Source organism: Paenibacillus sp. EB106-05-06-XG162 (assembly GCF_058791655.1).
Genome location: NZ_JBYTDT010000015.1, coordinates 124,472 through 150,909 on the forward strand (window position 1 = coordinate 124,472; position 26,438 = coordinate 150,909).

The 26,438-nt window shown below is 47.2% G+C and carries 19 protein-coding genes; 7 read left to right on the forward strand and 12 right to left on the reverse strand.

Going from position 1 to position 26,438, the window contains the following annotated elements:
* The first annotated feature begins 41 nt into the window (after nucleotides 1–41).
* From AC3WU2_RS24625 to AC3WU2_RS24640, 4 genes are all read left to right on the forward strand, one after another.
* Nucleotides 42–749, forward strand: a complete 708-nt coding sequence (locus AC3WU2_RS24625; RefSeq protein ID WP_018755417.1) for a response regulator — start codon at nucleotides 42–44, stop codon at nucleotides 747–749.
* A gap of 307 nt (nucleotides 750–1,056) precedes the next feature.
* Nucleotides 1,057–1,920: a class I SAM-dependent methyltransferase gene (locus AC3WU2_RS24630; protein ID WP_492457629.1), complete on the forward strand. Its 864-nt coding sequence runs from the start codon at nucleotides 1,057–1,059 to the stop codon at nucleotides 1,918–1,920.
* Nucleotides 1,921–1,922: 2 nt separating this feature from the next.
* A complete protein-coding gene (locus tag AC3WU2_RS24635; protein ID WP_492457631.1) occupies nucleotides 1,923–2,609 on the forward strand; it encodes an RluA family pseudouridine synthase in 687 nt (228 codons plus the stop codon).
* A complete protein-coding gene (locus tag AC3WU2_RS24640) occupies nucleotides 2,602–3,903 on the forward strand; it encodes a CapA family protein (RefSeq protein ID WP_492457632.1) in 1,302 nt (433 codons plus the stop codon). Before AC3WU2_RS24635 ends, AC3WU2_RS24640 begins: the two co-directional genes overlap by 8 nt.
* On the opposite strand, the gene AC3WU2_RS24645 is transcribed toward AC3WU2_RS24640, so the two are convergent.
* On the reverse strand, nucleotides 3,900–4,310 hold the full coding sequence (locus AC3WU2_RS24645) for a MarR family winged helix-turn-helix transcriptional regulator (RefSeq protein WP_018755413.1): 411 nt from the start codon (nucleotides 4,308–4,310) through the stop codon (nucleotides 3,900–3,902). The two genes, AC3WU2_RS24640 and AC3WU2_RS24645, sit on opposite strands and share 4 nt — an antisense overlap.
* Nucleotides 4,311–4,504: 194 nt before the next feature.
* Here AC3WU2_RS24645 and AC3WU2_RS24650 point away from each other — a divergent pair, with 194 nt between their 5' ends.
* A complete protein-coding gene (locus AC3WU2_RS24650; RefSeq protein ID WP_018755412.1) occupies nucleotides 4,505–4,672 on the forward strand; it encodes a hypothetical protein in 168 nt (55 codons plus the stop codon).
* 119 nt (nucleotides 4,673–4,791) lie between these two features.
* On the opposite strand, the gene gyrA is transcribed toward AC3WU2_RS24650, so the two are convergent.
* The 6 genes from gyrA to purT all read right to left on the reverse strand — a co-directional run bounded on the left by gyrA (nucleotide 4,792) and on the right by purT (nucleotide 13,420).
* Entirely contained in the window at nucleotides 4,792–7,224 is a 2,433-nt protein-coding gene (gyrA, locus tag AC3WU2_RS24655; RefSeq protein ID WP_492457633.1) for a DNA gyrase subunit A, read from the reverse strand.
* A gap of 14 nt (nucleotides 7,225–7,238) precedes the next feature.
* Complete coding sequence (gene parE / locus AC3WU2_RS24660) at nucleotides 7,239–9,221, reverse strand: DNA topoisomerase IV subunit B (protein ID WP_492457634.1); 1,983 nt, start codon at nucleotides 9,219–9,221, stop codon at nucleotides 7,239–7,241.
* A 35-nt stretch (nucleotides 9,222–9,256) separates the two neighbouring features.
* Nucleotides 9,257–10,243: an ABC transporter permease gene (locus AC3WU2_RS24665; RefSeq protein ID WP_492457635.1), complete on the reverse strand. Its 987-nt coding sequence runs from the start codon at nucleotides 10,241–10,243 to the stop codon at nucleotides 9,257–9,259.
* Nucleotides 10,236–11,204: an ABC transporter ATP-binding protein gene (locus AC3WU2_RS24670; RefSeq protein ID WP_492457636.1), complete on the reverse strand. Its 969-nt coding sequence runs from the start codon at nucleotides 11,202–11,204 to the stop codon at nucleotides 10,236–10,238. Before AC3WU2_RS24670 ends, AC3WU2_RS24665 begins: the two co-directional genes overlap by 8 nt.
* Nucleotides 11,205–11,219: 15 nt before the next feature.
* Nucleotides 11,220–12,035 carry a GDSL-type esterase/lipase family protein gene (locus AC3WU2_RS24675; protein WP_018755407.1) on the reverse strand — a complete coding sequence of 272 codons (816 nt, stop codon included), beginning with the start codon at nucleotides 12,033–12,035 and terminating at the stop codon, nucleotides 11,220–11,222.
* Between the two features lie 206 nt (nucleotides 12,036–12,241).
* Nucleotides 12,242–13,420: a formate-dependent phosphoribosylglycinamide formyltransferase gene (gene purT / locus AC3WU2_RS24680; RefSeq protein WP_492457637.1), complete on the reverse strand. Its 1,179-nt coding sequence runs from the start codon at nucleotides 13,418–13,420 to the stop codon at nucleotides 12,242–12,244.
* A 92-nt stretch (nucleotides 13,421–13,512) separates the two neighbouring features.
* Between purT and AC3WU2_RS24685 the strand changes: the two genes are divergently transcribed.
* Nucleotides 13,513–14,688, forward strand: a complete 1,176-nt coding sequence (locus AC3WU2_RS24685) for an FAD-dependent monooxygenase (protein WP_492457638.1) — start codon at nucleotides 13,513–13,515, stop codon at nucleotides 14,686–14,688.
* 65 nt (nucleotides 14,689–14,753) lie between these two features.
* Here AC3WU2_RS24685 and AC3WU2_RS24690 read toward each other — a convergent pair whose 3' ends face one another.
* Nucleotides 14,754–18,068 (reverse strand): DEAD/DEAH box helicase, encoded by a 3,315-nt coding sequence (locus AC3WU2_RS24690; RefSeq protein ID WP_492457639.1) that lies wholly within the window; start codon nucleotides 18,066–18,068, stop codon nucleotides 14,754–14,756.
* A 65-nt stretch (nucleotides 18,069–18,133) separates the two neighbouring features.
* Nucleotides 18,134–19,507 (reverse strand): MATE family efflux transporter, encoded by a 1,374-nt coding sequence (locus AC3WU2_RS24695; protein WP_492457640.1) that lies wholly within the window; start codon nucleotides 19,505–19,507, stop codon nucleotides 18,134–18,136.
* Nucleotides 19,508–19,651: 144 nt separating this feature from the next.
* On the opposite strand from AC3WU2_RS24695, the gene AC3WU2_RS24700 reads away from it, so the two are divergent.
* A complete protein-coding gene (locus tag AC3WU2_RS24700; RefSeq protein ID WP_492457641.1) occupies nucleotides 19,652–20,527 on the forward strand; it encodes a helix-turn-helix domain-containing protein in 876 nt (291 codons plus the stop codon).
* Nucleotides 20,528–20,593: 66 nt separating this feature from the next.
* Here AC3WU2_RS24700 and AC3WU2_RS24705 read toward each other — a convergent pair whose 3' ends face one another.
* The 3 genes from AC3WU2_RS24705 to AC3WU2_RS24715 form a co-directional block, all read right to left on the reverse strand.
* Nucleotides 20,594–22,432 carry an ABC transporter ATP-binding protein gene (locus tag AC3WU2_RS24705; protein WP_492457642.1) on the reverse strand — a complete coding sequence of 613 codons (1,839 nt, stop codon included), beginning with the start codon at nucleotides 22,430–22,432 and terminating at the stop codon, nucleotides 20,594–20,596.
* A complete protein-coding gene (locus AC3WU2_RS24710) occupies nucleotides 22,429–24,201 on the reverse strand; it encodes an ABC transporter ATP-binding protein (RefSeq protein WP_492457643.1) in 1,773 nt (590 codons plus the stop codon). Before AC3WU2_RS24710 ends, AC3WU2_RS24705 begins: the two co-directional genes overlap by 4 nt.
* Nucleotides 24,202–24,462: 261 nt before the next feature.
* Nucleotides 24,463–26,438 (reverse strand): dynamin family protein (locus tag AC3WU2_RS24715; RefSeq protein WP_492457644.1); only part of this gene is annotated, 1,976 nt, incomplete at its 5' end.

The following is a 26,438-nucleotide window of genomic DNA, read 5'->3' on the forward strand; positions in this document are numbered from 1 at the left end:
ATCCCACAATTCGCTATAATGTTTTAGCGGAGGTGTAGTGATTGGGTCCCATGAACATTCTTATCGTCGATGACGAAATCGAAATAACAGAACTCATCTCTTTATATTTACGAAGAGAAGGATATCAGGTTTATGTAGCGCATCACAGTGATCAAGCCCTCAACATTGTGAATACATCCGAGCTGGATTTAATTATATTGGATATTCTACTGAAAGATAAGGACGGCATCGAAATTTGTCAAGAAATTCGTGAACACTCCATGGTACCAATCATCTTTCTGAGTTGTAAGAGCGAGGATCAAGATATTATTCACGGTTTAACCGTTGGCGGCGATGATTATATTACAAAGCCCTTCAGCCCAAGCCAACTCGTCGCTAGGGTCAAGGCACAATTAAGACGCAACCGTTTCCCGTATATCAACCGTGAACGTCAGCCGCAGCAAGTGTTATCTTTTCCACAACTGGAGATTGACCTTGCAAGTCGATCCGTCAGACAGGAAGGCCGGGCGGTATCGCTCTCAACGAAGGAATTCGATTTATTGGTCTATTTAGCACAGACACCGAACACCGTCGTCAAAATCGATCACCTTTTCCAACATATCTGGGGCTCGGAGAGTTTTGGAGATACTCGAACACTCATGGTACATATCAGCAATTTGCGCAAAAAAATTGAACCAGATCCAGCTAACCCTACTTATGTAATCACCGTTCGCGGTGTAGGCTACAAATTTAATAGCGAAATATCTTAAAGTGCGTGTTCAAAAAGTCGGCTTTTCAGCACCTGAGCGTTTTCGAAGAAAACGTACATCGTAAGCATAAACTCAGGTTGCGAGAATCCTTGGGATAATACTTCCGTAGCGAGTTTTTCTGCGAAAAACTTTCAGAAGGAACGGAGTTTAGGCAAAACCTAAATGAGTACCGGACTTCGAGGATGAACGCAAGATTCGATGTCGAATACGCTCCATGAAATACTTCGTGATCAAAAGATGACTTTTCGAACAACCTCTTAAAAAGATGACAACAAAGACTACTTTAACTGAAGGATGGGGCAATAACATGCATTTAGCAAATCAATGGCAAGATTATGAACTACTCGATACGGGGGACGGTGAGAAGCTGGAACGCTGGGGAGATATCATCCTGCGTCGTCCGGATCCTCAGATCATCTGGCCTCTGGATCAAGAAACGAATGAATGGCGTCAAGTTCATGGTCACTATCATCGCAGCTCATCAGGCGGCGGTCAATGGGATTGGAAGAAGCAAATTCCAGAACGCTGGACCGTTCGTTACGGTGATCTTGCCTTTCATATCAAACCAACAAGCTTCAAGCATACCGGTCTATTTCCTGAGCAAGCGGTGAATTGGAGCTGGATGATGGACAAAATCAAGAATGCTGGACGACCAATCAAAGTCTTGAATCTATTCGCCTATACGGGCGGAGCGACTGTTGCATGCGCTTCGGCAGGTGCTGAAGTATGCCACGTCGATGCGGCTAAAGGCATGGTCCAATGGGCCAAAGAAAATATTCAACTCTCTGGACTTGGCGAGCGCCCTGTTCGCTTCATTACTGACGATGTCTTCAAATTCGTGCAGCGTGAAGAGCGCCGCGGCAATAAATACGACGCGATTATTATGGACCCTCCTTCCTATGGAAGAGGACCTAACGGAGAAATGTGGAAGCTAGAGAACAACCTCTATCCATTCCTGCAATCCTGCACACAGATTATGTCGGACAACCCTCTGTTTATACTCGTGAACTCGTATACGACAGGCTTATCACCGACCGTACTGCATAATTTGCTTAGCATGACAATGAAATCACGCTATGGCGGCACGCTTACATCCGGTGAAATTGGGTTACCGATTTCCCGTTCCGGACTCACTTTGCCTTGTGGTATATTGGGTCGTTGGGAGGCTTAATTTTGAAGCCTGTGCATATACTATTTGAAGATAACCATCTGCTCGTCGTGGAGAAGCCCGTTAATATTCCTTCGCAAGAGGATGCAACAGGCGATCCCGACCTGCTAACCCTCCTCAAAGAAGATATTAAGATACGATACAACAAGCCTGGGAACGTCTATCTCGGGCTCGTTCACCGCTTGGATCGTCCTGTCGGTGGCGCAATGGTCTTCGCGAAGACTTCCAAGGCAGCATCACGATTATCAGAGAACGTACGCAATCGTTCACTGCACAAGCAATACCTGGCAGTCGTCCATGGGGCCCCCCCTGCCATGCGTGGCAAGTTGGTTCATCATTTACTCAAAGATGTACGAACCAATATCGTATCCGTCGTTCCGAAGGGCACACGCGATGCCAAGGAAGCGATCTTGGACTATGAAGTACTGGCCTCACAGGATCAGATGAGTCTGGTACGTATTACGCTTCATACGGGTCGTCCTCATCAAATCCGTGTACAAATGAATACAATCGGTTGTCCATTAATTGGCGATCAAAAATACGGGGCACATCTCAATAAGCCGGGGCAGCAAATTGCACTATGGTCTTATGAACTCGGATTTCCACATCCGGTCACCAAAGAACCATTGCTATTTCATTCCTCGCCTCCAGACATGTTCCCATGGAATCGTTGGAGTGAATTGCATGTCTAATTTGAACAACCATAATAAGCGCGAGTCCAGACTTGCGCTTTTTTGTATCTTTCTAGGGATGATCTTGCTACTAGTAAGCTGTCAGATGCCCTCTCAAGAGGCTCAACCTAAGGCAAATGCAAGTGCGCAGGTCGAGCCTCTTCCTGTGCCTCCAACACCGGCTGAGACGCAGATGCCAGATGATACGGCTGTTCAGCCTGACTCGTCCGAGGAAGATCAACCTGTTGAATCCTATACGACGGAAGCCAAACTTGTCGCTGTCGGTGATGTCATGATGCATATGCCGCAAATGCCTGCATATTATAACAAGTCGACAGGGAAATACAATTTCAATCCCTATTTCACACAAGTCAAACCGATTCTGGAGCAGGGCGATTTCGTCTGGGCAAACCTAGAGACCCCAATCGCTGGTGCCGATTTACGTTACTCAGGTTTTCCGATGTTCAATGCACCGCCAGAGCTGGCCTCAGCGCTCAAATATGCGGGGTTCAACATCGTTACAACTGCGAATAATCATGCCATGGACCGTAAGGAAGTAGGTGTGATCCGCACATTAAAGCGACTGAAAGAACAAGGATTTGTGACAAAAGGCACCGCTGCATCCGAGGAGGAAGCCAAGAAATTAACTATCATGACGAAAAACGATATCAAAATGGGCATTCTTGCTTATACATACGGAACGAACGGGATTACACTCCCCAGAGATAAACCTTATCTCGTCTCTCATCTAAGCCCCCTTCGCATCAAGGAAGATATTCGAGCACTCCGAGAAGCAGGAGCTGACGTCGTCGTAATTGCGCTGCATTTCGGTATTGAATATCAACGGGAGCCGAATAGCACCCAGCAACAGCTTGCAAGGTCACTGATTCAAGCTGGTGCAGATATCATCTTGGGATCACATCCGCACGTCATTCAACCGTTAGAACAAGTCAAAGTTACCGAATCCGATGGATCGATTCGTAAGGGATATATCATTTACTCCATGGGCAACTTCATCTCGAACATGAAGGACGAATATACGGACTATGGTGTCATCTTTAGCGCCGATATTCAGAAGACCTTCCCTAGCGGCAAAATCGAGATCCGCAATGTTGATACCCAACTTACCTGGACACAAAAAACCGGCAAAGGAAACGCACGTAAATACGTTGTCCTGCCGGTAGAAAAAACAATCCAAGAACATCAACTCAACTTATCCGTTTCAACATATCAAGCATTGAAAAAGAAACAGAAGGAACTAGACCAACACATTCATTCTCTTGCAGTTCCAGTGCAAGTCCAAGCTGAGTCTTAAGCGTTATTCGAAATTTTGCCTAATAGATAAATAAATAATTGCTGATTATGAGCCGAGATGCGATTCAAGACGTTACTTATGTATTCGTTGCGAAGTTGCGAGCCTCGGCTCTTCTCATGCAAGCCGCGGTCTGTAATCTGAATCCAGACGATACGACGGTCATTGGAATCCCGCACACGCTCAATTAATTCGTTCTTCTCCATCCGGTCGAGCAATGTCGTGATCGCAGCTGGTGTTGTTTCTAAGTACGGTAATAGATCGGATGGTTTCATCTGCTCATGCTGCGCAACCACTTCCAGTACTTCAAGTTGAGATTCCGTCAATGTAGGCGCAAGATGATCCTCCATATGATTTTGATAGTCTTTGGATAATTTAGACCAAAGCTTTACAAAGTCCGACGTATGCATTTGATACCTCTCCCCCTAGAACATATTCTGCGGCAGCTCTAGCTCGTCTTATTCTCCAAATTATACCACAAGGTGTCACTGGAACATAACTGAACTTTTTAACATAAGATGTGATAAAAACCTATATCGAGGTCATTAACGCTGTAATAAAGTTTTTAAACGCATCAGGCGAAGGTTAAAGGAGGGCTCACAATATGGACCTGAAGAAACGTACAATCGGCTTAAAAGCTATCGAAGCCGGACTCATTAAGGACCCTGAGTGGTTAGATCGATTGGATGAACCAGCCCCGTTGTGGCTCATCCTAAACATTGCACTGCAGCTAAAAGAAGATTTGGACCCTCCGCACAAACCATTTGATTAATATATCGGTAAAACATAAACAATCGATGAATATCAAAGACCCCTAAGTCGGGTTTGGAGCTAGAACGTTATGCTCTAACCCAAACCTACTTAGGGGTTCTTCATGACATGGAATTCTGTCTATACACGCCAGATATCAATGATGGTCTCTTTCTTATCCAGAGGCACCAACGATTTACCAACTGACTTGCGTTCATCAATCGGTGGCTGCTCGGTTGAGAAGGTATGCAACTTATGCTCACTTGTTGCAACCGTCAATACATATGATTCTCTGCAATAGAATGCCCTTACGATCTCACTTCCGTTCGGACGCACACGTTTGCCCTCTTTGAATTCAAACGTAATAATCCCTTTGCCGCCGCGGCCTTGCACAGGATAATCAGCGAGTAACGACCGCTTGCCATACCCTAGGTCTGAGACAACAATCACTTCACCCTCGTCACTATCGACCCATAACGCAGATACCACTTCATCCGTGTCTTTCAGCTGAATGCCTCGAACACCGCCGGATACACGACCCATGCCGTTCACTTCAGATTCTTTAAAGCGAATACTCATGCCTTCCTTCGTAACAAGCAGCAGTTCCTTCGCACCATCGCTAAGGGTTACCGAGATCACTTCATCTTGATCGCTCACCTTGCATGCCGCAATCGCACTCGAACGATTCGTCATATATTCCTTCAACTCGGTCCGCTTCACCTGTCCCCGTTTGGTGACGAATACAAGCGATTGACCTGCTTCTTCGAAGTTCTTGACCGGGATCATATTCACGATCCGATCTTCCTTGGCAATAGGAATGACATTGACGATAGCCGTTCCGTTATCTTTCCACTTGAACTCTGGAATTTGATGGATAGGCAAGGAGAAGTATTGCCCCTTGGCTGTAAATAACAGCATGGAGTCAATCGTATTCACTTCCATCAGATACTTCACATAATCGCCTTCTTTGACCCCCGAGCTCTCAAGCTCGCCTCCTGAACGGGTGAAGGAGAGCATGCTCGTCCGCTTCAAGTACCCTTCATTCGACAAGGTCACAAGGACATCTTCCGGTGTCACCATCACTTCAAGGTTCACTTTAATTTCTTCCACTTCACCTTGAATGATAGAACGGCGATCAATGCCGTATTTCTCGCGAATTTCTAACAATTCATTCTTGATAACACCGATCAACTTCTTGCTGCTATCCAAAATCGAACGCAAGTAAGCGATCTTCTTCATCAATTCTTTATGTTCTTTTTCAAGCGATGTAATCTCTAGATTCGTCAGACGATAGAGCTGCAATGTCAGGATTGCATCTGCTTGGCGTTCTGTGAATTGGAATTTAGCTACCAAGTTGTTCTGCGCATCTTGACGATTCTTCGATGCCTTGATCGTCGCGATGACTTCATCCAGAATATCGAGCGCCTTCACCAAGCCTTCGAGCACGTGAGCCCGGTCTTCTGCTTTCTCAAGCTCGTACTGTGTCCGAAGGGTCACAACTTCTTTCTGATGATCGATGTACGCGCTCAGAATAGACCGAATGCCAAGCTGCATTGGCGTCTTGTTCACAATCGCAACCATGTTGAAGTTGTATGTAACCTGTAGGTCCGTCTTCTTCAGCAGGTAGGCTAGAATGCCTTGCGCATCCGCATCTTTCTTCAGCTCAATTACAATTCGCATCCCATCGCGTCCACTCTCATCTCGAACTTCGGTGATCCCTTCAACCTTTTTCTCGAGTCGAATGTTCTCAATCGCCGTGACAAGGCGTACCTTCACAACCTGATAAGGAATTTCCGTAATCACGATTTGTTGGCGGCCTCCACGTAAATCTTCAATCTCTGTCTTGGAGCGAACGTATATCCGGCCTTTCCCTGTACGGTAAGCGTCACGGATTCCTTCCTCACCCATAATAATCCCACCGGTTGGGAAGTCTGGACCTTTTACGATCTGCATCAGGTCCTCAACCGTCATATCTTCTTTCTCCATCAGCGCGATACATGCATCAATGACTTCTCGTAGATTATGCGATGGGATCTCTGTTGCGAAACCCGCTGAAATCCCACTCACCCCATTGACGAGCAAATTCGGATAGCGGGCTGGTAAGACGACAGGTTCCTTGGTCGTATTATCAAAATTATCTTTGAATTGAACCGTACGTTTCTCAATGTCACGAAGCAGCTCGATCGCAATCGGCGAAAGTCTTGCTTCGGTATAACGCATCGCTGCTGGTGGATCATCATCGATGGATCCCCAGTTCCCGTGTCCATCCACGAGCATATGCGCCATCTTCCATGGCTGTGCCATACGCACCATACCATCATAGATCGAAGAATCCCCGTGTGGGTGATAGTTACCCATAACGTCCCCGACTGTCTTCGCAGATTTGCGGTATGGCTTGTCCGGCGTATTCCCAGAATCATACATCGCATACAGAATCCGGCGTTGTACAGGCTTGAGCCCATCACGCACATCGGGAATGGCACGGTCTTGAATAATATATTTGGAATATCGGCCAAATCGATCACCGACAACTTCTTCTAAAAATGCAGGTAAAAACTGTTCCGATAAACTCATCAGTTCTCCCCCTTCTACTCTTCAAACTCTGTAAAATCAACGTTCTCAACGATCCATCGCTTACGTGGATCGACCTTATCGCCCATGAGCGTCGATACGCGGCGCTCTGCCTTCGCAGCATCCTCGATCTGCACTTGCAGCAAGGTACGCGACTCTGGATTCATTGTCGTCTCCCATAGCTGATCAGGGTTCATCTCCCCAAGTCCTTTATATCGCTGCAGTTCGTAATTCTTGCCAAATTCTTTCAAATAATTCGTTAGCTGCTCATCCGTCCACGCATACCGCACCGTCTCCAGCTTTCCAGTCTTCCGCGTGATTTTGTATAGCGGCGGTTGAGCAATATATACGCGTCCAGAAGTAATCAACGGCTTCATATACCGATAGAAGAATGTCAATAGTAATACCTGAATATGCGCACCATCTGTGTCCGCATCCGTCATAATAATGACTTTGGAGTAGTTGCTCTCTTCGCTCTCGAACTCTGCTCCAACGCCAGCGCCAATCGCGCTAATAATGGCACGATACTCGTCATTCTTCAGAATATCAGCTAGCTTTGCTTTCTCTGGATTCATCGGTTTCCCTTTAAGCGGAAGGATTGCTTGCAGCTTCGAATCGCGGCCCTGCTTCGCTGAACCGCCCGCAGAATCCCCTTCGACGATAAAGAGTTCTGTTCGTGAATAGTCTTTGGATTGTGCTGGTGTCAGCTTACCATTCAGATTCGAGCTTTCACTGCGTTTTTTGCCATTACGAACATCCTCGCGCGCTTTACGTGCGGCTTCACGGGCTTTCGAAGCTTGAACAGCTTTCTTAATAAGTGTCTGAGCGACCTGAGGATTCTCCTCTAAGAACAATGCCATTTTATCTGATACGACAGCATCTACCGCACTACGTGCAGATACGCTTCCGAGCTGGTCCTTCGTCTGTCCGACAAATTCAACTTCAGACATTTTAATATTAATGACCGCCATCATACCTTCACGAAGATCATTCCCATCGAGATTTTTCTCTTTTTCCTTCAGGAAATTATTCTTACGCGCGTACTCATTCATCGCACGTGTATATGCGGTCTTAAACCCAGTCTCATGCGTTCCCCCACCCCGCGTCGGAATGGAGTTAACGAATGAAGCAATCGTCTCGGTATAACCGTCATTGTATTGAAGTGCGACTTCGACTTCAATCTCTTCTCTCTCCGCTGCAAAATGAATCACATCATGCAATACCGATTTATCTTCATTCAAGTATTGAACAAATTGACTCGCGCCGCCTTCATAATAGAACACGTCTTGCTTATCACTTCGCTCGTCCTTGATCGTTACTTTCAATCCCGAGTTCAAGAAAGCAATTTCTTGCAATCTCTCCGCTAATGTATCGTAATTGAACTGAATTCCACCTTGGAATACACGAATATCCGGCTTGAATGTTACTTTCGTCCCCGTACGGTTCGTGTTCCCGATCACTTCAAGTCCCGAACGTGGTTCGCCAACATGTTCTTTCCCGTCTGCATCAACCCAATATTCGAACCGTTGGCGATGAATCTTCGCATCCCGATAAATTTCGACTTCGAGCCATTCAGATAATGCATTCGTAACCGAAGCACCAACCCCATGCAACCCGCCAGATTTCTTATACCCAGATCCGCCAAACTTACCACCCGCATGCAGTATCGTGAAGACAACCTGCGGGGTTGGAATCCCTGTCTTATGCATCCCCGTAGGAATACCGCGACCATTATCAAAGACAGTAATTGAATTGTCTCTATGTAAGGTAACGTCAATTTTCGAACAATATTTTGCTAAGTGCTCGTCGACCGCATTGTCGACGATTTCCCACACCAAATGATGTAATCCCGATGTGCTGGTACTGCCGATATACATACCCGGTCTTTTCCGTACGGCAACCAGCCCTTCGAGCACTTGAATGTCGTCAGCATCGTAGCCAGTCACGGAATTTCCGCCCTGTGCAGATTCACTGTTGAACAAATCGATCTGTTCGACCATTCATGCTCCCCCTTTAAACGTCATAATTGTTCATTCTAATTCAATATATCCTGTTTCGTAAAGACACGGAAGCTAATGAAGAGCGCTACCAATGCCCATATGCTTAGAACCATCAAGGAAAAAGGCAATGTCATTCCTTCAATTGGCGGCGGTGAACCGGCCAAATAAGTCGTTAATTGTAAGTTCACCATAAATAAATATTTGGCACTCGGCCAGGATGAAGCCATATTCGTCAGAATGCTGCCTGCGATAATCGCTGCCATCATGGTTACAATACTCGCTGCGGTACTTCGCACCAACACCGAAACCATGAATGCCAGAATCGCCACAACCATACTGGAGAACCAAATTAACCCGCATTGCATAATCAGATACAGCCACTGCGGCACCGGATGTACGCCTGTCATATCCACTTCGACACCGCTAATCTGAAATCCTGTAAATACAGGCTGATTCCAGCCATTATATCCAAATACACTACCGGAGATCAAATAACTTAGCACGAATGTTGTCAATATAATCAATCCGACGAAGATCGTCAACGTCAATAATTTACTAAGCAGAATTCTCCACCTTCGGATTGGCCTCGTTAGAAGCATTTTAATCGTCCCCGTCGTCCGTTCCGAGGAAACAATATCTGATGCTATTGCCATCACGAGCAAGGGAATAAATAACGATGAAGAGTTCTCCATAAAAGACTTCACAAAGGTAACGCCATTCGGTGAGCTGGGATCAACATCATGATCTAAATAATATTGCCATTGCTGCACCATAATCCGACGGAACTTTTTCCATTCCTCTGGCACACGATCACTTGCTAAGGAATTCTGATTGTCTGTAATCTGCTGCTGCAACGTATGACGCCAATCCTTGAATTTCTCTCGATTATTCTGCGCAACCTTCATCTGTGCATAGGTAAACACCGGAATAAGCACGAGCAAGATTAGAATAACAACAAGAAACCTTCTTTTCTTCATCATCTTGATGGTCTCGTTCTGGATTAAAGGCAGGAGTCTATTCAATGGATTCACCTTCTGTCATTCGCAAGAATAATTGCTCAAGCGTGGGATTCATCTTCTGTACAGAGTGCACCTGAATTCCTGATCCAACAAGGACCTTCACGACATCAGAGATGCTATCTGCATCCATATGGGTTACCCATACATCGTTATCCATCCCAGCGAGCATCGCTTCATCCAGCTGAATATCTGCCACATGGACGAGTTCTATTCCTTGTTGCGCTTGGAGTATCACTCGACCTTCCTGTGCCGGCTCAAGATGCCACACCACATAATTGCTTCCTTCTTCAATAAGCTCATTCACCTCGCCTACAGCAAGAACTCGACCTTGATTAATGATCGCAACACGATCACACATCAATTGAATCTCCGACAAGAGATGACTCGAGACGAATACAGCCATGCCTTGATCTGCCAGCTCACGGATAAAGGCACGAAGCTCCTTGATGCCCTTCGGATCCAGACCATTCGTCGGTTCATCCAAGATAAGAAGCTTAGGTCTACCGAGCAATGCCTGTGCAATGCCAAGACGCTGCCGCATCCCGAGCGAGTATGTCTTCACCTTATCGTGAATACGGCCCTCCAGTCGAACGATATCGACCACTTCTTGAATCCGAACATGATCGATCCCGGGCTGCATCCGCGCGAAATGCTCTAAATTCTCCCAACCTGTCAAATAGGTATACACTTCAGGATTCTCTACGATACAACCAACATATTGGAGGGCTTGTTCCGGGTCACGATTTACATTGTAACCACATAGTTCGATTTGGCCTTCCGTCGGTTTGATCAAATCGACTAACATTCGAATGGTCGTTGTCTTGCCCGATCCGTTCGGGCCTAGAAATCCAAAGATTTCTCCTGCTCGCACATCAAAGGAAACGCCGTGAATAATCCATTTCTTCCCGATCCGTTTCTTCACCTGATCAACTTGTAATACAACTGGATTCTCGTCCTTAAGCACAGATTTTCCCCCTCCTCACGGCGCAATGCCTTGTACGATTCGTGTAGCAATTTGTTCGTATCCGAGCGCATTGGGATGGAAATGATCTGATGAAATCACCTGGGAGAGCGTGCTCTGGAACAGATCCGCTGTCGGTACTAATGTCATATTCGGATGTTTATTAATCGTCGCATACGCGAGATTGTTCCATCGCTGTACAACCGTGTTCCCAATTTGGCGCATATCTTTCATATCGGCTAATGGATTGTATAATCCAACATAGACAATTCGGGCATTCGGATTCAGTTCTGATATTTGTAGCAGAATCGTTTTCAAATCTTTCGCACTGTCATCGACCTTCTCCAGCATCTTGTCAAGCTCAAAGGACTCAGAGGAAAAGTCTCCCTCAACTGCACCGCTGAACAGATCATTCCCGCCAATGGTAAGCAAGATAAGGTCCGATTCCATGATGGCATTCTTAAAGCCCTTCTCTTGCAATTTATGTACAAGTTCATCCGCACGCAGTCCGTTGATACCTAGATTATTAAGCAATTTTACAGGCTTATTCCATTTATCCCCGAGCATCTTGATAACATTGCGAACGTAGCCATTCCCTGTTGAATCACCCGTGCCGCGTGTCAAGGAATCCCCGATCGAGGTGACTTGAATCGTGGATTTCTGTGATAAATCAGATGTTGTTGGCGTTTGCGGCTTCGGGGCCACCTCATCGGTCATCGTGACGCCCCTAGGGTTCAGGATATCATTCACACCATAACCAAATCCAACCATTAATAGCAAAGTTGATACAACACCGGTAATGGCCGTCAACCGCCAAATCCGATTCGATTTCATCTTATCCCTCCTAGCACATCAGCGAACACTTAACTAATCCATCTTTAAATTTAAAAATAATCGTTATTTCAGCATTTTGCAAATTCTGCTGAAGAATAACGGTCTGGGTCTTTAGTATAGAACATACATTCCCGTTTTGCAAAAGAAAAAGAGCCATCCAAGCACTGTTTCTTCTTGAGATCGCTCCTCTAATCGCAAATAACTAATTATTCATACTTTACTTCTATTTTGCTCGCTGCTGCCTTCGCTTGTATCCGTGCTGTCTCAACATCCTCTGCCGAGCTAAGCGCGACAGCCATCCGGCGACCAACCTTCGTCTGCGGCTTGCCAAAAAGTCGGACTTGTGTATTCACACCCGCTAGCGCCTCTTCAACACCATGCAAAGAAAACGTATCAGATTCACGATCTGCTTTTACAGTGGCCGACGCGCCTGGTGTTAGAAGACGAATCGAAGGAATTGGAAACCCAAGAATAGCACGCACATGCAGTGCAAACTCCGAGAGGTCTTGGGTCACAAGCGTAACAAGACCCGTATCATGAGGTCTCGGCGATACTTCACTAAATACGATGCCATTCTTCGTGACGAACAATTCAACTCCATATAATCCATATCCGCCAAGCGCATCCGTGATCGTCTTCGCAACCTGCTGTGCTTCGGCGATCATCTCCGGTGTCATCGCATGCGGCTGCCATGACTCGACATAGTCGCCATCCTTCTGAATATGCCCAATCGGCTGACAATAGGTTGTTCCCGATACAGAACGAACCGTCAGTAACGTAATTTCCGATTCAAATGGAATAAATTCTTCGATGATAACGCGAGTTTTCTTCGCACGTCCGCCTTCCATGGCAAGATTCCAGCAAGCTTCCACATCATCTGGCGTTCTGCAGACGCTCTGCCCTTTGCCGGAGGAGCTCATGAGCGGTTTGATCACACATGGCGTTCCAATCTTAGCCACAGCTTCTTGTAGCTCTGCAAGGCTATCTGCGAATTCATAATTCGCCGTAGGCAACTGCAGCGTTTCCGCTGCCAATCGACGAATCCCTTCCCGATCCATTGTCAGACGCGTTGCATTCGCTGTAGGAATGACACGATATCCTTCTTGCTCTAACTCCACTAATGTCGCCGTAGCGATCGCTTCAATCTCCGGGACGATAAAATCTGGCTTCTCGGCTTCGATGATGCGGCGAATTTCTTCACCATTCAGCATATTCGCAACATAACTGCGGTGCGCAACATGCATGGCTGGTGCATGCGCATAACGATCAACAGCAATCGTCTCCACCCCGAGACGTTGAGCTTCAATAATTACTTCCTTGCCAAGCTCACCTGAGCCGAGCAATAACATTCTTGTAGCGGATTTCGAATAAGGCGATGATAGCATTGTTCCTGAACCTCCACACCGTAATATTCTCCATTGTGCTTCGAATGCCCCAAAATTGCAAGTTCATGATATGATAGAATTATAGATTTTCGTTGACAAGAAAGTGGGCGATCAGCATAAAACCATCCATCGTCATTGCAGGCGGCGGCATTGCAGGGTTAAGCACCGCGATTGCGCTCCAGCAGCAAGGAATACAAGCCACTGTCTATGATACCCAGGATCCGAATTTCGTTCCAGGCGCAGGGCTCGGTATCGGCTCAAACGCCATTCAAGCCCTTGACAAACTTAATCTTAAAAGCGCATTCATGCAGCAGGGTCGTGCTCTTTCTTCAATACAATTCATTTCCGCCAAAGGCCGCAAATTGAATGCAACGAATTTCGCATTGCTTCCTTCGAATGAAGCGCAATACATCTCCATCTTACGATCGGAGCTGCTTGAATTGCTGCGAAATAAAATCGACGATCCGAAGAATACGATCATATATGAGAAAAAATGTATCGGTATTGAACAAAACCATCATAAAGCCATACTACGATTTCAGGATGGCACAACAGCCGAAGCAGACGCTGTCATTGGCGCTGACGGCATCCATTCTGCGATTCGAAGTCAATTATTCCCGACTTCCCGTATACGTTCGGCTGGGTACAGCTGTTGGACAGGCATCATATCACAATTACCAGACGGGATTCATGATACGTATGCTACAGAGACATGGGGACCAGCTGGTCGTATAGGGATTGTGCCGCTCTCGGGTGGCAGAGCTTATTGGTTCATTTGCATCAACGATCATATGAACAAGAAGGCAATCAAGACTTTAGATGAATTAATCGAACATTTTAAAGGGTATCATTCAAGTGTGATTGATGTCCTGCGGGCCAGCGACCCGAACCAAATCTCTTATCAGCCGATTATGGACTTACAGCCTATGCCTCAATTTACGAAAGGGCGAATTGCTCTGATCGGGGATGCAGCGCATGCTGCAACACCAAATTTAGGTCAAGGGGCGTGCCAAGCCATCGAAGATGCCGTCATACTAGCCAAAGAAATAGGGCGTCAATCAACCGTAGAGCAAGCGCTGAGACGGTTCGAACAATTACGTATGAAGCGTGTGAACAAGATCACCCGCATCTCACGAATGCTTGGTGTTGTAGCACAAATTGAAAACGAATTCATTACGTCCGTGCGCAATTTCGTTATGCCCATGGTTCCCGCTTCCTTCAACAACAAACAACTCGAGTACATCTACCGGGTAGACTTTAATGATTGATTCGTGCTAGTTAACAACGAATAGCCCCCGCTTATCTCACTAAGATAGGAGGGGGCTACATAATGCTATATCATCAATAATTCACGAATATCATCTTCGGTTAAAGAAGAAACTGAACCTTCGCCAGTCGTGATCACTTCGTCGATGAGATCTTTCTTCTTCTGCTGCAATTCATATATCTTCTCTTCAACCGTGCCTTGCGATACGAGGCGAATCACTTGGACCACATTCTTCTGACCCATACGATGAGCTCGGTCAGTCGCTTGCTGTTCGACGGCAGGATTCCACCACAAGTCATACAAAATCACCGTATCTGCTCCGGTCAGATTGAGTCCGGTCCCCCCTGCCTTGAGCGAAATCAAGAAGATGTCATGCTCACCGTCATTGAATCGATTGCACATATCCAGCCTCTCTTCCACAGGTGTATCGCCCGCCAAATAAAAGCAGGATAATCCCATCCGGCCTAACATGTCGTTGATCAGATCGAGCATTCCTGTAAATTGCGAGAAAATGAGCATTCTGCGGCCGCTGCCAAGACATTCCTCAATAATATCGAAGAGCTGCTCCATTTTGCTCGATGAACCTTCGTAATCCTCGACGAATAACGCCGGATGGCAGCATAATTGCCGGAGCCGCGTCAGACCGGCTAATATTTTCATCCGATTCTTCTGGAAGCCTTCCTGTTGCATGTCTTGCTTCGTCTGCTTGCGCAGCTTCTCCAAATAAGCCGTATACAATTTCTTCTGTTCCGCAGACAACTCCGTGACCTGCAGCGTCTCAATTTTCTCTGGCAGTTCAGTTAGAACGTCCCGCTTCATCCTACGCAAGATAAATGGTCGAACCATAAGCGCAACTTGCTCCGTTGCAAGCTCTTGAAACTTTTGCTTAGAACCGAATAATTCCGGGAAAACTGCATCAAATATCGACCATAATTCTTCAAGCGAATTCTCAATCGGCGTACCTGTTAATGCGAATCTTTGCTGCGCCTTCAACTGCCGTACGGTCTTCGATGTCAAGGACGCATGATTCTTAATCGCTTGAGCTTCGTCAAGGAAAAGAGCCGTGAACGTATGCTGCTCGTATTGTTCGATATCACGCCGCAAGAGCGGGTACGAAGTAATGAGTACATCTGGACGCTGACCACCATTTACGATCAGATCGGAGTTCAACGCATCAATCTGCGCTCCACGCTCCTCTTTGTCACCAACAACGACGGATACACGCAGGCTCGGTGCGAACTTCTTGCATTCTCGTTCCCAATTATAGACGAGGGACGCTGGACATACGATTAAGATCGGTCGCCGCAACGCCTCCTCCTGCTCTTGTTCAGATAACATGAAGGTGATGCTCTGTAGCGTCTTCCCAAGACCCATATCATCCGCAAGAATCCCTCCAAATTGATACATAGCGAGCGTCTTCATCCACTGAAACCCATCGTGCTGATAATCGCGAAGCGTCGCAGCAAGTCCCGTAGGAATTTCGAATTCCAGTCTTTCTGGATGCCGGAGTTGGTCCACAAAGTTACGGAATTCTTTGCCGAATCGAACACCCTGGTATTCTTCTTCATTGTGTAATCGCAATCCGCGTAAGACTGGCAGCGCAATTTGAGGTCCGCGGACATCAGATGTGGTAACGCCCAATTGATCAAGTAGACGACCTGCTTCAAGGAATGCCTCTTGATCCAAATTCACGAAAGTTCCCTTGCGCAGACGATAATACTTCTTCTTCTCTATAATGGCTTGCACCAGAAGCTGTATTTCCTCCCGATCCACATCATCCATTTGGAACCCGACTTCAAGCCACGATCCTTCCCCTTTCATGCTCACAGTTGTTCGCGGTCCTGCTGTAGAGCGACTTGGTGTGTACATGACTTCCTGCACCGCGGTTGTCGCATAGATCTCACAATAACGTTCAAGCTCCGGAAGTACATGATACAAGAAGTTGTACGTATCTTCTTCATGCTCGAACAAATATCCCTGCCGATATGGCTTCGCCGGAATACTTTCGATTAAGGCCGTGATCAAACGTTCTTTGTCCGAATCGCGTAACAAAATGACGTCTGAGCCTATGGCAGATTTTGATTCGCCTGTTTTCTGTGCAATGACCTGACTGCCGTATACAAATTCCGCACGCACAATCAACTGATCTTCTGCGCTGCGATCCAAATACATTTTTGCTTGCAGAGGGATGTATTGGAGCTTGTCCTTCATTCCCTCCTCAATCTGCACAGTGCCTACGTGATCCAAAAATGGCAGTACACGTTCCATGAACGAACCCATTTGGTCTTTCAATATGAGGAGTGTGGATTCGTGCTGAATCACCTGTTGCAATCTCGCAAGCTGCTGCACGTCTCTATCCCTGATGGCGTACCATTTGCCATCCATGACGGCATATCCATAAGGCGCAAGCACCAGGAGTTGATCTATCCCTAGTGCATTCAAACAATACCCCTTCGCTGACCCCTCTTGAAACAGAAACGTCATCGGTAGTCGTTCATCCGGTTGTGCGAGGTTGAGCTGACCCTTCTTAACATGGTTCTGTTCATACATCGCTCCGGCATCCACTAGTTTAGGCAGCAATCGCTCCCACAGATGGGGCGGAACGATTAGTTCCCGCTCCTGATCATATGAAGTCAACGCTGGCTCTACACCCCAGCTGTCTCGATAAATTCGTTCATTCCGTTCGATTTCCATTAAGATCTGAATGACGGCTTGATCGTGTTCATGAAAAAAATGCTGTGCTGGATCGTACGTGAACATGCGAGAAAATTCCAAAGGTTCTCCTTCATCATGATGTCGCAGGAACTCCCTGATCGTCTGCACCGTATACAGCTTCTTGGGACCCATCCGCATTTGAAGAGTTACAATCGACGGCCGCAAAGGATCTGTTATCGCATGACATACAAATTCAACTTGCAGCATCTCACGCGGTATGAGGTTCGATTCCTTCCGCTCCTGTGAATCAAATAATGCTAGAAATTGATCCGTCAGTAGACGCTTCCCTTGCAATTCCCTCTGCTGGATAAGCTGCCGTTGTGACGGAAGAGAATTCCGACTGTCATTTGCTACATTGTCGATCATTCCCCCGTTCTGCTCAGAGGCCATCATGCCGAACATTACCGCCGCGATATGTTGACAATTGGTATAATACTTTTGGAATGCAGCACATTCACACGCAGCCTCCATATCTCCGAATGGATCCAACTGGATTTGTACATGGTATTTCGCTTTGCCAGAGACGATGGCTTCATAACTCATAATCTCAGCATGGTAAGTAAGCTGCTGGACACGCCCTGCTTCATAATCATCCTGTCCCCGCTTCCATGACGCCGTCCCGCATAACTCCATAATTAGTTCACTTGTCATCTTTATTCGATTCATTTGATTCATAAGTTCCTCGCATTGATAAGATTTACATTTCTCTTATTCTATCATCTGCGCAAGCCTTATAACACTTCTGATTGCATACGTTTCGTACGTGGAACAGGATCCGGCCGTTCCGCATGACGTAGTTTCTTCTGTCCTTTCCAACGAAACAATACCAGAATGCCTCGCAAATACTCATCTGTGATCATACAACAATAAATTCCGATAAGTCCCCATCCAAGATGTACGCCGAGCGCATAAGATAATCCTGTCGCAATCGACCACATGGAGAGGATCGCAATCGTCATCGTATACCTCGAATCCCCCACTGCATTCAGCGAGTTCCCCATCGCCATATTCATCATTTTGCCTGGCTGCAAGATCAGGTTCAGTCCAAGAAGCGATGCGCCAAGCGCAATAATTTCATGATCGGTTGTGAAAATGCCAAGAAATTGTCGCCCGAACAAATAAATAATGAACGCATTCACCGTTACGAGTACAAGCCCGATTCCCAGTGCTCGGTACGCACTCCGATAGGCCTCATCCGTACGTTTACCACCAAACAGATGTGCAACTTGAATTTGCAATGCCATCGCGACGGAGGAACCAAGCAAGAAGCAGAAGGACTCAAGGGTGTTCATATAGGTTCGTGCTGCCATTTCTTTAGGACCCAGCATCGAAATAAAGGAAAAAATAATGAGTTGCGAGAATACCCAACTTGCCATATTCACGCCTAACGGCCAAGCAATTCGCATGACATCCTTGAACAGCTTCGAATCGAAGCTCCATAAATCCTGCCAATTTACCCGCCGTTCAAACGCATTCAAGAACATCATGAACAGCAATATCGTGCCCAATATACGGCTCAGCAAGGTGGAGATCGCAACTCCGGTTAACCCCCATTGTGGGAAGCCGAACGCGCCGAATATGAATGCATAGTTAAAAAAGATATGAACAACATTCATCCCAATGGCCGTGAACATCGGGCCTTTCGTATTCCCCGTACTGCGAATGACCGTACTTAACGTCGACATGATCGCCGTCAGGACCATCCCCCCGCCAACGATGGAGATATAGATTTTCCCTAGCGGAAGCAATGGTTCAGGCATTTGCAGCATTCTTGCAATCGGAACTGGAAAGAAAATAAGCAGCAGGCTAAGCAGCAGCCCTATCGCAGTCCCGACGTTCAGGGCCATCATGCCGATGGTGCGTGCATGCTCTTGCTGCCTTGAGCCGATTTTCTGAGCTATGAGAATTCCGGCGCCGCTCGCGATCGTCGTGAACAGTATCATTAGCGCATTAAATAATTGATTGGAAAAGCCGACAACAGCAACAGCATCGTCCGATATCCGACTCACCATTAACGTGTCTGCCGTACCCAGCAGAAACTGCAAGAAAACCTCAATAAATATAGGCCAAGCTAGCACCCACAATGTAAATTTCTTATCTTCCATATCGATAATACAAACCTCCTGATGTTCATCTTGCACATGATAGATCGTCTAAATTATAAATGGTATACTGTGGATTGAATATTAAGATACCAACGCATATTTATAAAATTCAAACCTAGCAACTGACTCGAAAAAGGGGATCCGATGCCTATGCTTAAATTTACTGCCCCGCCTCTGCCGCATTATATAATAAGCGGACCACATACCCTATTGAAAGGCCAGAAGCACCCGAGCCGCTCCAATATCCAAGTATTTGACCTACTCGTCATTAAAAGCGGATGCTTGTATATGGGAGAGGAGCAAGAGACCTTCGAGGTACGCAAAGATCATGCACTCATTCTTCTGCCTGACCGTTATCATTACGCTACAGCTGCGTGTGACGTAGCCACGGATTATTACTGGCTGCATTTCCAGACGGACGGGCCTTGGTCACTTTTGCAACAGCAGCATATGGATCCGGTCACGGACGAAAACTCCAGAAAACCCGTATCTAAATTTCTTACCCGTACTTTTGACCTGTATTTGCCGCAATTTACCTTACTCGATCAACCGAGTAAAGTTTTTGGCATGATCGAACAATTGATTGCATTAGATCAAGGGCTTGATTCGCAGCAGGTTCGTTGGCAGCAGCAGGTCGTATTTCAAGAATTGCTTCAGAGCCTCTATGCTTCCATGAAAGCACAGGGATCGAATACTTCAACACACTGTGCAGAGCTTGCCGCCGCTTACCTCAGGCAGCATTATCGTGAGGAGATCTCCGCAGCCAGGCTCGGTGAAGATACGAATTTCCATCCTGTCTATATCGCTCGTTGTATGCATCGGCAATTCGGCTGCTCACCTACGGAGTATTTACAGCGCTACCGCATCGAACAATCCAAGCTGCTGCTCTTGCAGACGGATGACTCCATCGCGAGAGTCGCTGAAGAAGTCGGTTTCAATCAAGGCGCTTATTTCACCTCCTGCTTCACGAAGCTGGAAGGCATCTCACCTAGCAAATATCGGCAGCGATTCAGATCTTAGCACAGCACAAACAAAAACGCTCACCGTCCCTTGTAAGGGCGGTAAGCGTCAAGGTGAAGCAATGAATTATAAGAAACGATATTGCGCTTCGATCAATCCAAAATAAGTACCTCGTTGCGTCATTAACGATTCGTGTGTACCTTGCTCTTGGATTCTTCCGTGATCCAGAACAACGATATGATCCGCATGGCGAATCGTCGATAACCGGTGCGCGATAATGAAGGATGTACGTCCTTGCAGCAAGGTCTTCAGCGCTTCTTGAATTTTCACTTCCGTCTCGGTATCGATACTTGCAGTCGCTTCATCCAGAATCAGAATGCGTGGATTGGCGAGCAATGCCCGTGCGAAGGACAAGAGCTGACGTTGACCCATCGAGAGCACATTCCCTCGCTCTTCGACCTGCGTATCGTACCCACCTGGCATATTCGTAATAAATTCATGCGCGTTGACAGCTTTAGCTGCCGCTTCGACTTCTTCATCGGTCGCATCCAACCGTCCGAATCGAATATTATCCCGGATCGAGCCGGAGAAAATAAACGTATCCTGCATCACAATCCCGATTTGCGAGCGTAGACTTTCGATCGTGACATCGCGAATATCGATGCCGTCCACGAGAATTTGCCCCTCAACCGGATCATAGAATCGGCTTAACAGGTTGATGATCGTACTCTTACCCGATCCGGTATGTCCGACGAGTGCAATCGATTGGCCTGCTGTGACATCAAGTGAGATCCCCTTCAAGGCATGACGGCCCTTCTCATATTCGAATACGATATTCTTGAAATTCACGTCTCCGCGAATCGGAGGTAATTCCTTCGCTTCTTTGCCTTCCGCAACATTCGGTACTTCGTCCAAATATTCGAAGATCCGCTCTGAGGATGCCATCGCAACAAGCAACTGCGAATACAATTGTCCAAGACGGTTAATCGGATCCCAGAAGTTCCCGACGTAGTTCGCGAAGGCTACGAGCAAACCTACAGTCATCGCTCCTGACTTAAGAAGATACGCCCCGTAGAAGAACAAGATGAACGTTCCGATCGCACCGGTGATCTCAATGACAGGACCGAACGTCTGGTTCATCATCGAAGCTCTGTCCCAAGATTTGCGGTTAACGGTATTCATTTCTGTGAAGAAACTGATGTTTTCTTTCTCTTGTGTATACGCTTGAGTAACACGAATCCCTTGAATGGCTTCGTTCAAATGCGAGTTAATCCGCGATTGCTTCACACGTACATCCTGCCACGCCATACGGATTCTCTTCCGCAGCTTCGTCGAGACGATGAACATGAGCGGAACCGTAATCATCACGGCGATCGCCAGCTTCCAGTTCAGGAACAACAGGATGACAATAATCCCAGCTAGCTGCACACAGTCGATCATCGAGTTGACGACCCCGTTCGTGAACAAGTCTTGCAGCGAGTTGACGTCATTCGTAATCCGTACAAGTACGGAGCCCGCAGGTCTTGTGTCATAGAAACGGAACGATAATTTCTGTATATGCTTGAACAATGCTGAACGTAGGTCATAAATGACACGTTGTCCGATAATGTTCGTAAATTTAATGCGGTACGTATTCGCTGCCCATTGGATAATATAGAGCACGAGCACAACACCGGTGTAAGTATAGAGCAAGGAATAGCTCGGATTATCGATACCGATTTGTGGATTAATCGCTTTATCAATCGCGAGACTGATCAAGAGTGGCACGGCAAGTCGTGTAATGGTTCCTAGAATCATCATCACAATAATAACCGGCAACATCTGCTTCGCGTACGGTTTCATAAAAGCGAATAATCTCGTGAACTGCGCCCAGTTGAACGACTTCTCGATCTGGTCATCATCTTGGTAGATGAATCGCTGATTCACGCCTCGCTTCGTTTGTGCTTTCTCCGCCTGTACACTCATGATATCACCTGCTTCCCTAATGCAATCGCTTCGAGTTCCGCGCGATCCGCATACTGTATATCATAGACATCACGGTAAGGACCTGATTTTGCAATCAATTCTTCATGACGACCACGTTGTACGACGTGACCTTGATCCAAGACGAGGATCTCATCCGCATGACGTAACGAGGAAATCCGATGCGCGATAATAAATGTTGTTCTGCCTTGCATGACTTCACGGAAACCAGCTTGAATCTCATGCTCTGTCTCCATATCAACAGCACTTGTCGCATCGTCAAGAATCAAAATTTTCGGATTGATCAGGATCGCACGCGCAATAGCAATCCGCTGCTTCTGACCCCCTGAGAGTCCCATCCCCCGTTCACCTACAACCGTGTCGTAGCCTTCAGGAAGTTCGGTAATAAAGTCATGCGCTTTCGCAAGTCTTGCCGCACGTTCGATTTGCTCATCGGTCACATCACGAAGTCCGTAAGCAATGTTGCTGCGGATGGTCGCTGAGAACAAGAACGTTTCTTGAAATACGGTTGCAATTTGACTGCGCAAGCTCTCGATTTCTAGATCACGTAGATCAACACCATCGATTGTTACCCGACCTTCTTGCACATCATATGCCCGCATAATGAGCGAGATAATCGTCGATTTCCCTGCGCCCGTACCGCCGAGTAGGCCGATAATTTTGCCAGGCGACGCATCTAGCGAGATATTGTGTACCGCATGCGGTGCATCGCCGTAGCCGAAGGAAACGTTCTCAAAGCGGACATGACCTTTGACTTGATTAGGATGCAATTGAATCGCATCTTCGCGGTTCTTCACATCCACCGTATGATCGAGCAATTCGAGAATCCGTTCACCAGATGCCTTGGATTGCGTGTAGTTGTTGATATGGTATCCAATCCCCCACATCGGTCCGATAATGTACCAAATCATACTGAAGAATGCAACCAGCTCACCAAGTGTCAGACTTTTCTGGATTACCTGTACGCCACCAAACCCTAACAAGATGACGACACTCATACAAGCGAGAATTTCCATCACAGGGAAGTAGGTTCCCCAGAGCATCGCAGTGCGAATTTGATTCGCTTTGTACAGTTCATTCTTCGTGCCAAATTTATCGACTTCATGGGCTTCACGAGCGAACGATTTCACCGTCCGAACTCCTGTAATGTTCTCTTGTACCGCTGTCGTCAACTGACTCATCGCTTGACGCATTTCGCGGAATGCTGGGTGAATCTTCTTCTCGAATCGAATGGCTGTGTATACCAGCAGTGGAATACAGACCATCGTAATCAGCGTCAGCTGCCAATTAATCGACACCATCATGATCGTTCCGAACAAGACCATTAAGATCATGTTTAGAATTTGCGCAAATCCAAAACCTACGAAGTTCCGCAGGGCTTCTAAATCGGCCGTAAGACGTGACATCAAGTCCCCAGTCTTCGCCGTGTTATAGTACTGGTAAGATAGGTACTGCAGCTTCTCATAACAAGCGTTGCGGATGGAGTAAGCAACCCGGTTGCCTAATCTTCCTCCGAAGAAACCGTGTAGAAATTGCAAGCAGCCTTTAATGCTGACAACAACAAGTACGGTTAGGGATAACGGTAACACGATGCCATAATTCTCTTTCCCGATCACATCATCAATCATGATCCGCAGCAAGTTGGGGTACACCAGACCTAACGCCGTTGCTACAACCAAGCAAAGAATCGATAACCCGAGAAAACGTCTTTCCGGCCAGTAAAAAGTTTTAAGTCTCCTGAAAACGTCCATTCTCTCTCTCCTTTTTTCGTTAAAACTTCTTTAACTTCATGCAGTTTAACATCATGCTCAGATCACTTCAAAGAGCATCTGAGGTCATTTAATCCCTGTAACCAGATTGTGATGGCGAATTAAGGAACAAATGTACGGTGTTCTCTTAAATCATCCAAATACATCGCTTTCTTTGGCACATTCAATTCATAAAAACACAAAACCCCGTACAAATACACGCTTTGTACGAGGCTTTGACATTTTGAAAATTGGGTTAAATCATTATGCCGCTCGAAGAGCTCGTATAAGCTCCTCAAGGCTTTCAGTGTCCGTCTGTTGGACTAACGAGCTTCGAATCCCTTCGCATTGCTCTGCTGCTGCATCATGCATTTGCGCTGCATAATGCTCAAGGACTTGTTCCGAGAATGCCGAGTAATGGGTGACGAATCCACGCTCATGTTCCTGAACAGCTGCTTGAATTGAATCCACATAGGCCGATTCCATCACTTGGCGAAGACGCGCTTTGCCTTCCCCTTCGAAGAATGACTTCGGATTTTTGAAAATGGACCAGATTTCTCTGAAATCCACTTCCGGTGAACGCAAGTTCTCATCCACAGCGGGTGGAGAACTCTGTGGCGACAGAAGCGCGCCCATCTCGAAGGACGGAAGCACGGCCTGAACGTCTTGGATTGCTTGTTCGGCATGGCGTGCAGCCATTTTTAACGCAGCTTGCTCAATTCGGATCGTCGTTGCAAGCAGCTCTTGAGACAGCTCCAACGCGATCAGTCGATGGATTTCGAGGACGCAGCTCTTCAGCGCGAGCTTCAGATCCTGACTGTCACTCCGCAGCGTTGCCGGGTTGAATGCATAATTAAACAAATCACTGAACCGATAGCGAATCCGTTGCTTCACGTAATAGAGCAGCTCTTGCGTTTCCTTGGTCAACAGCGGCGCATCGACTGCAGCTTGCCGTTGTAACCCGGCACAACATTGTCCCGCTTGCTGTTCGCTATGTTGGAGCTGAGCTAGCTGGCGCTGCTTTTCTTGCTCATCCGCTTGTGCCGCATCAATCCATTGACGAATCATTCGTTCCGCTCGGACTAGATCTTGCTCACCCGATTGAATCGCCAATTGTCCCAGTTCCTCAATCGTAAATCGAATAAACTCTTGCTCGAATGCAGGTAGGCCCGATGCGATATATCCCGGTTCATCGCTGTTCAATTTCGCGTCAAGGGCTTGAAGGCTAGAGACAGGGAATAACCTTGGGAATCGAATGCCATATTCCAAAAGTTGGTTCTCGACATAAGTTAACACCCCCTGCAATTCGTCATCAGAACCCGCCAAATCCGCTGCATTTACAATAAAGAACATTTTATCAAGCTCAAATGCATCTTTCACCCTTCCAAGCTGTTGTAAGAACTGCCGATCCGCTTGGGAGAATGCATGATTATAATAGGTAACAAAAAGAATCGCGTCCGCGTTCTTTATATAATTAAACGACACACCTGTATGACGCGCATTGATCGAATCCGCTCCCGGTGTATCCACTAAGACGATCCCTTGATCAGTCAGCGGACAGCTGTAATGCAGATGAATCACGCTCACAAAACAGGATTTATCTTCCTCTGCGACATAAGCGCGATAACGCGGCAGATCCGCTTGGAAGCTCTGGCCGAGAAGTGATTCCGAAGCAACCCAACCTTTGGCGACAGCTTTCAGGAAGCTGTAATGCGGACGGCCCGCAGGCTGCACCTGCTCCGGCTTCAGGCTGCGGATGATCTCCAGCAGGCGACCTTCGGACGGCATCTCAAGACCAAGCATGGATAACGAGAAAGCGATATCTTCGAGCATCGCTTCGCGGGTCTTCATGATAATCTCCGCGGTCCCATGCGGGAAGTCTTCGGTTGGCGCCATCAGCTGATTGATGGCAGCCGTCGTCGGGTTCGGCGATACCGGCAGGACGTCCTCGCCAATGAGGGCATTGGCAAAGGAGGACTTCCCTGCGCTAAACGCGCCGAACAGCGCGATCGTGAAGCGGCTATCCTCGAGCCGCTCTGCTTTGCGCGCAAGCCCTGCCCCGAGCGATTTCATCGCGGGGTAGGGCGCGAGCAGCGCCTGCGCGCTGCGCAGCCGCGCTGCCGCTTGGCGCGCGTGCTCGCGCGCACGGGCAGCGGCGCTAGCCGCGGGCGTAGCCACAGGCGCGGACTGCGCCGCTGTGGCGCGCTGCGCTGGCGCTGGCGCGGCCTGTGCCGCAGCGC

Coding starts and splice junctions, on each gene's coding strand:
- AC3WU2_RS24630 (WP_492457629.1), top strand. CDS start 1,057: ATGCATTTAGCAAATCAATGGCAAGATTATGAACTACTCGATACGGGG.
- AC3WU2_RS24640 (WP_492457632.1), top strand. CDS start 2,602: ATGTCTAATTTGAACAACCATAATAAGCGCGAGTCCAGACTTGCGCTT.
- AC3WU2_RS24645 (WP_018755413.1), bottom strand. CDS start 4,310: ATGCATACGTCGGACTTTGTAAAGCTTTGGTCTAAATTATCCAAAGAC.
- AC3WU2_RS24650 (WP_018755412.1), top strand. CDS start 4,505: ATGGACCTGAAGAAACGTACAATCGGCTTAAAAGCTATCGAAGCCGGA.
- gyrA (WP_492457633.1), bottom strand. CDS start 7,224: ATGAGTTTATCGGAACAGTTTTTACCTGCATTTTTAGAAGAAGTTGTC.
- parE (WP_492457634.1), bottom strand. CDS start 9,221: ATGGTCGAACAGATCGATTTGTTCAACAGTGAATCTGCACAGGGCGGA.
- AC3WU2_RS24675 (WP_018755407.1), bottom strand. CDS start 12,035: ATGAAATCGAATCGGATTTGGCGGTTGACGGCCATTACCGGTGTTGTA.
- purT (WP_492457637.1), bottom strand. CDS start 13,420: ATGCTATCATCGCCTTATTCGAAATCCGCTACAAGAATGTTATTGCTC.
- AC3WU2_RS24690 (WP_492457639.1), bottom strand. CDS start 18,068: ATGAATCGAATAAAGATGACAAGTGAACTAATTATGGAGTTATGCGGG.
- AC3WU2_RS24695 (WP_492457640.1), bottom strand. CDS start 19,507: ATGGAAGATAAGAAATTTACATTGTGGGTGCTAGCTTGGCCTATATTT.
- AC3WU2_RS24700 (WP_492457641.1), top strand. CDS start 19,652: ATGCCTATGCTTAAATTTACTGCCCCGCCTCTGCCGCATTATATAATA.
- AC3WU2_RS24705 (WP_492457642.1), bottom strand. CDS start 22,432: ATGAGTGTACAGGCGGAGAAAGCACAAACGAAGCGAGGCGTGAATCAG.
- AC3WU2_RS24710 (WP_492457643.1), bottom strand. CDS start 24,201: ATGGACGTTTTCAGGAGACTTAAAACTTTTTACTGGCCGGAAAGACGT.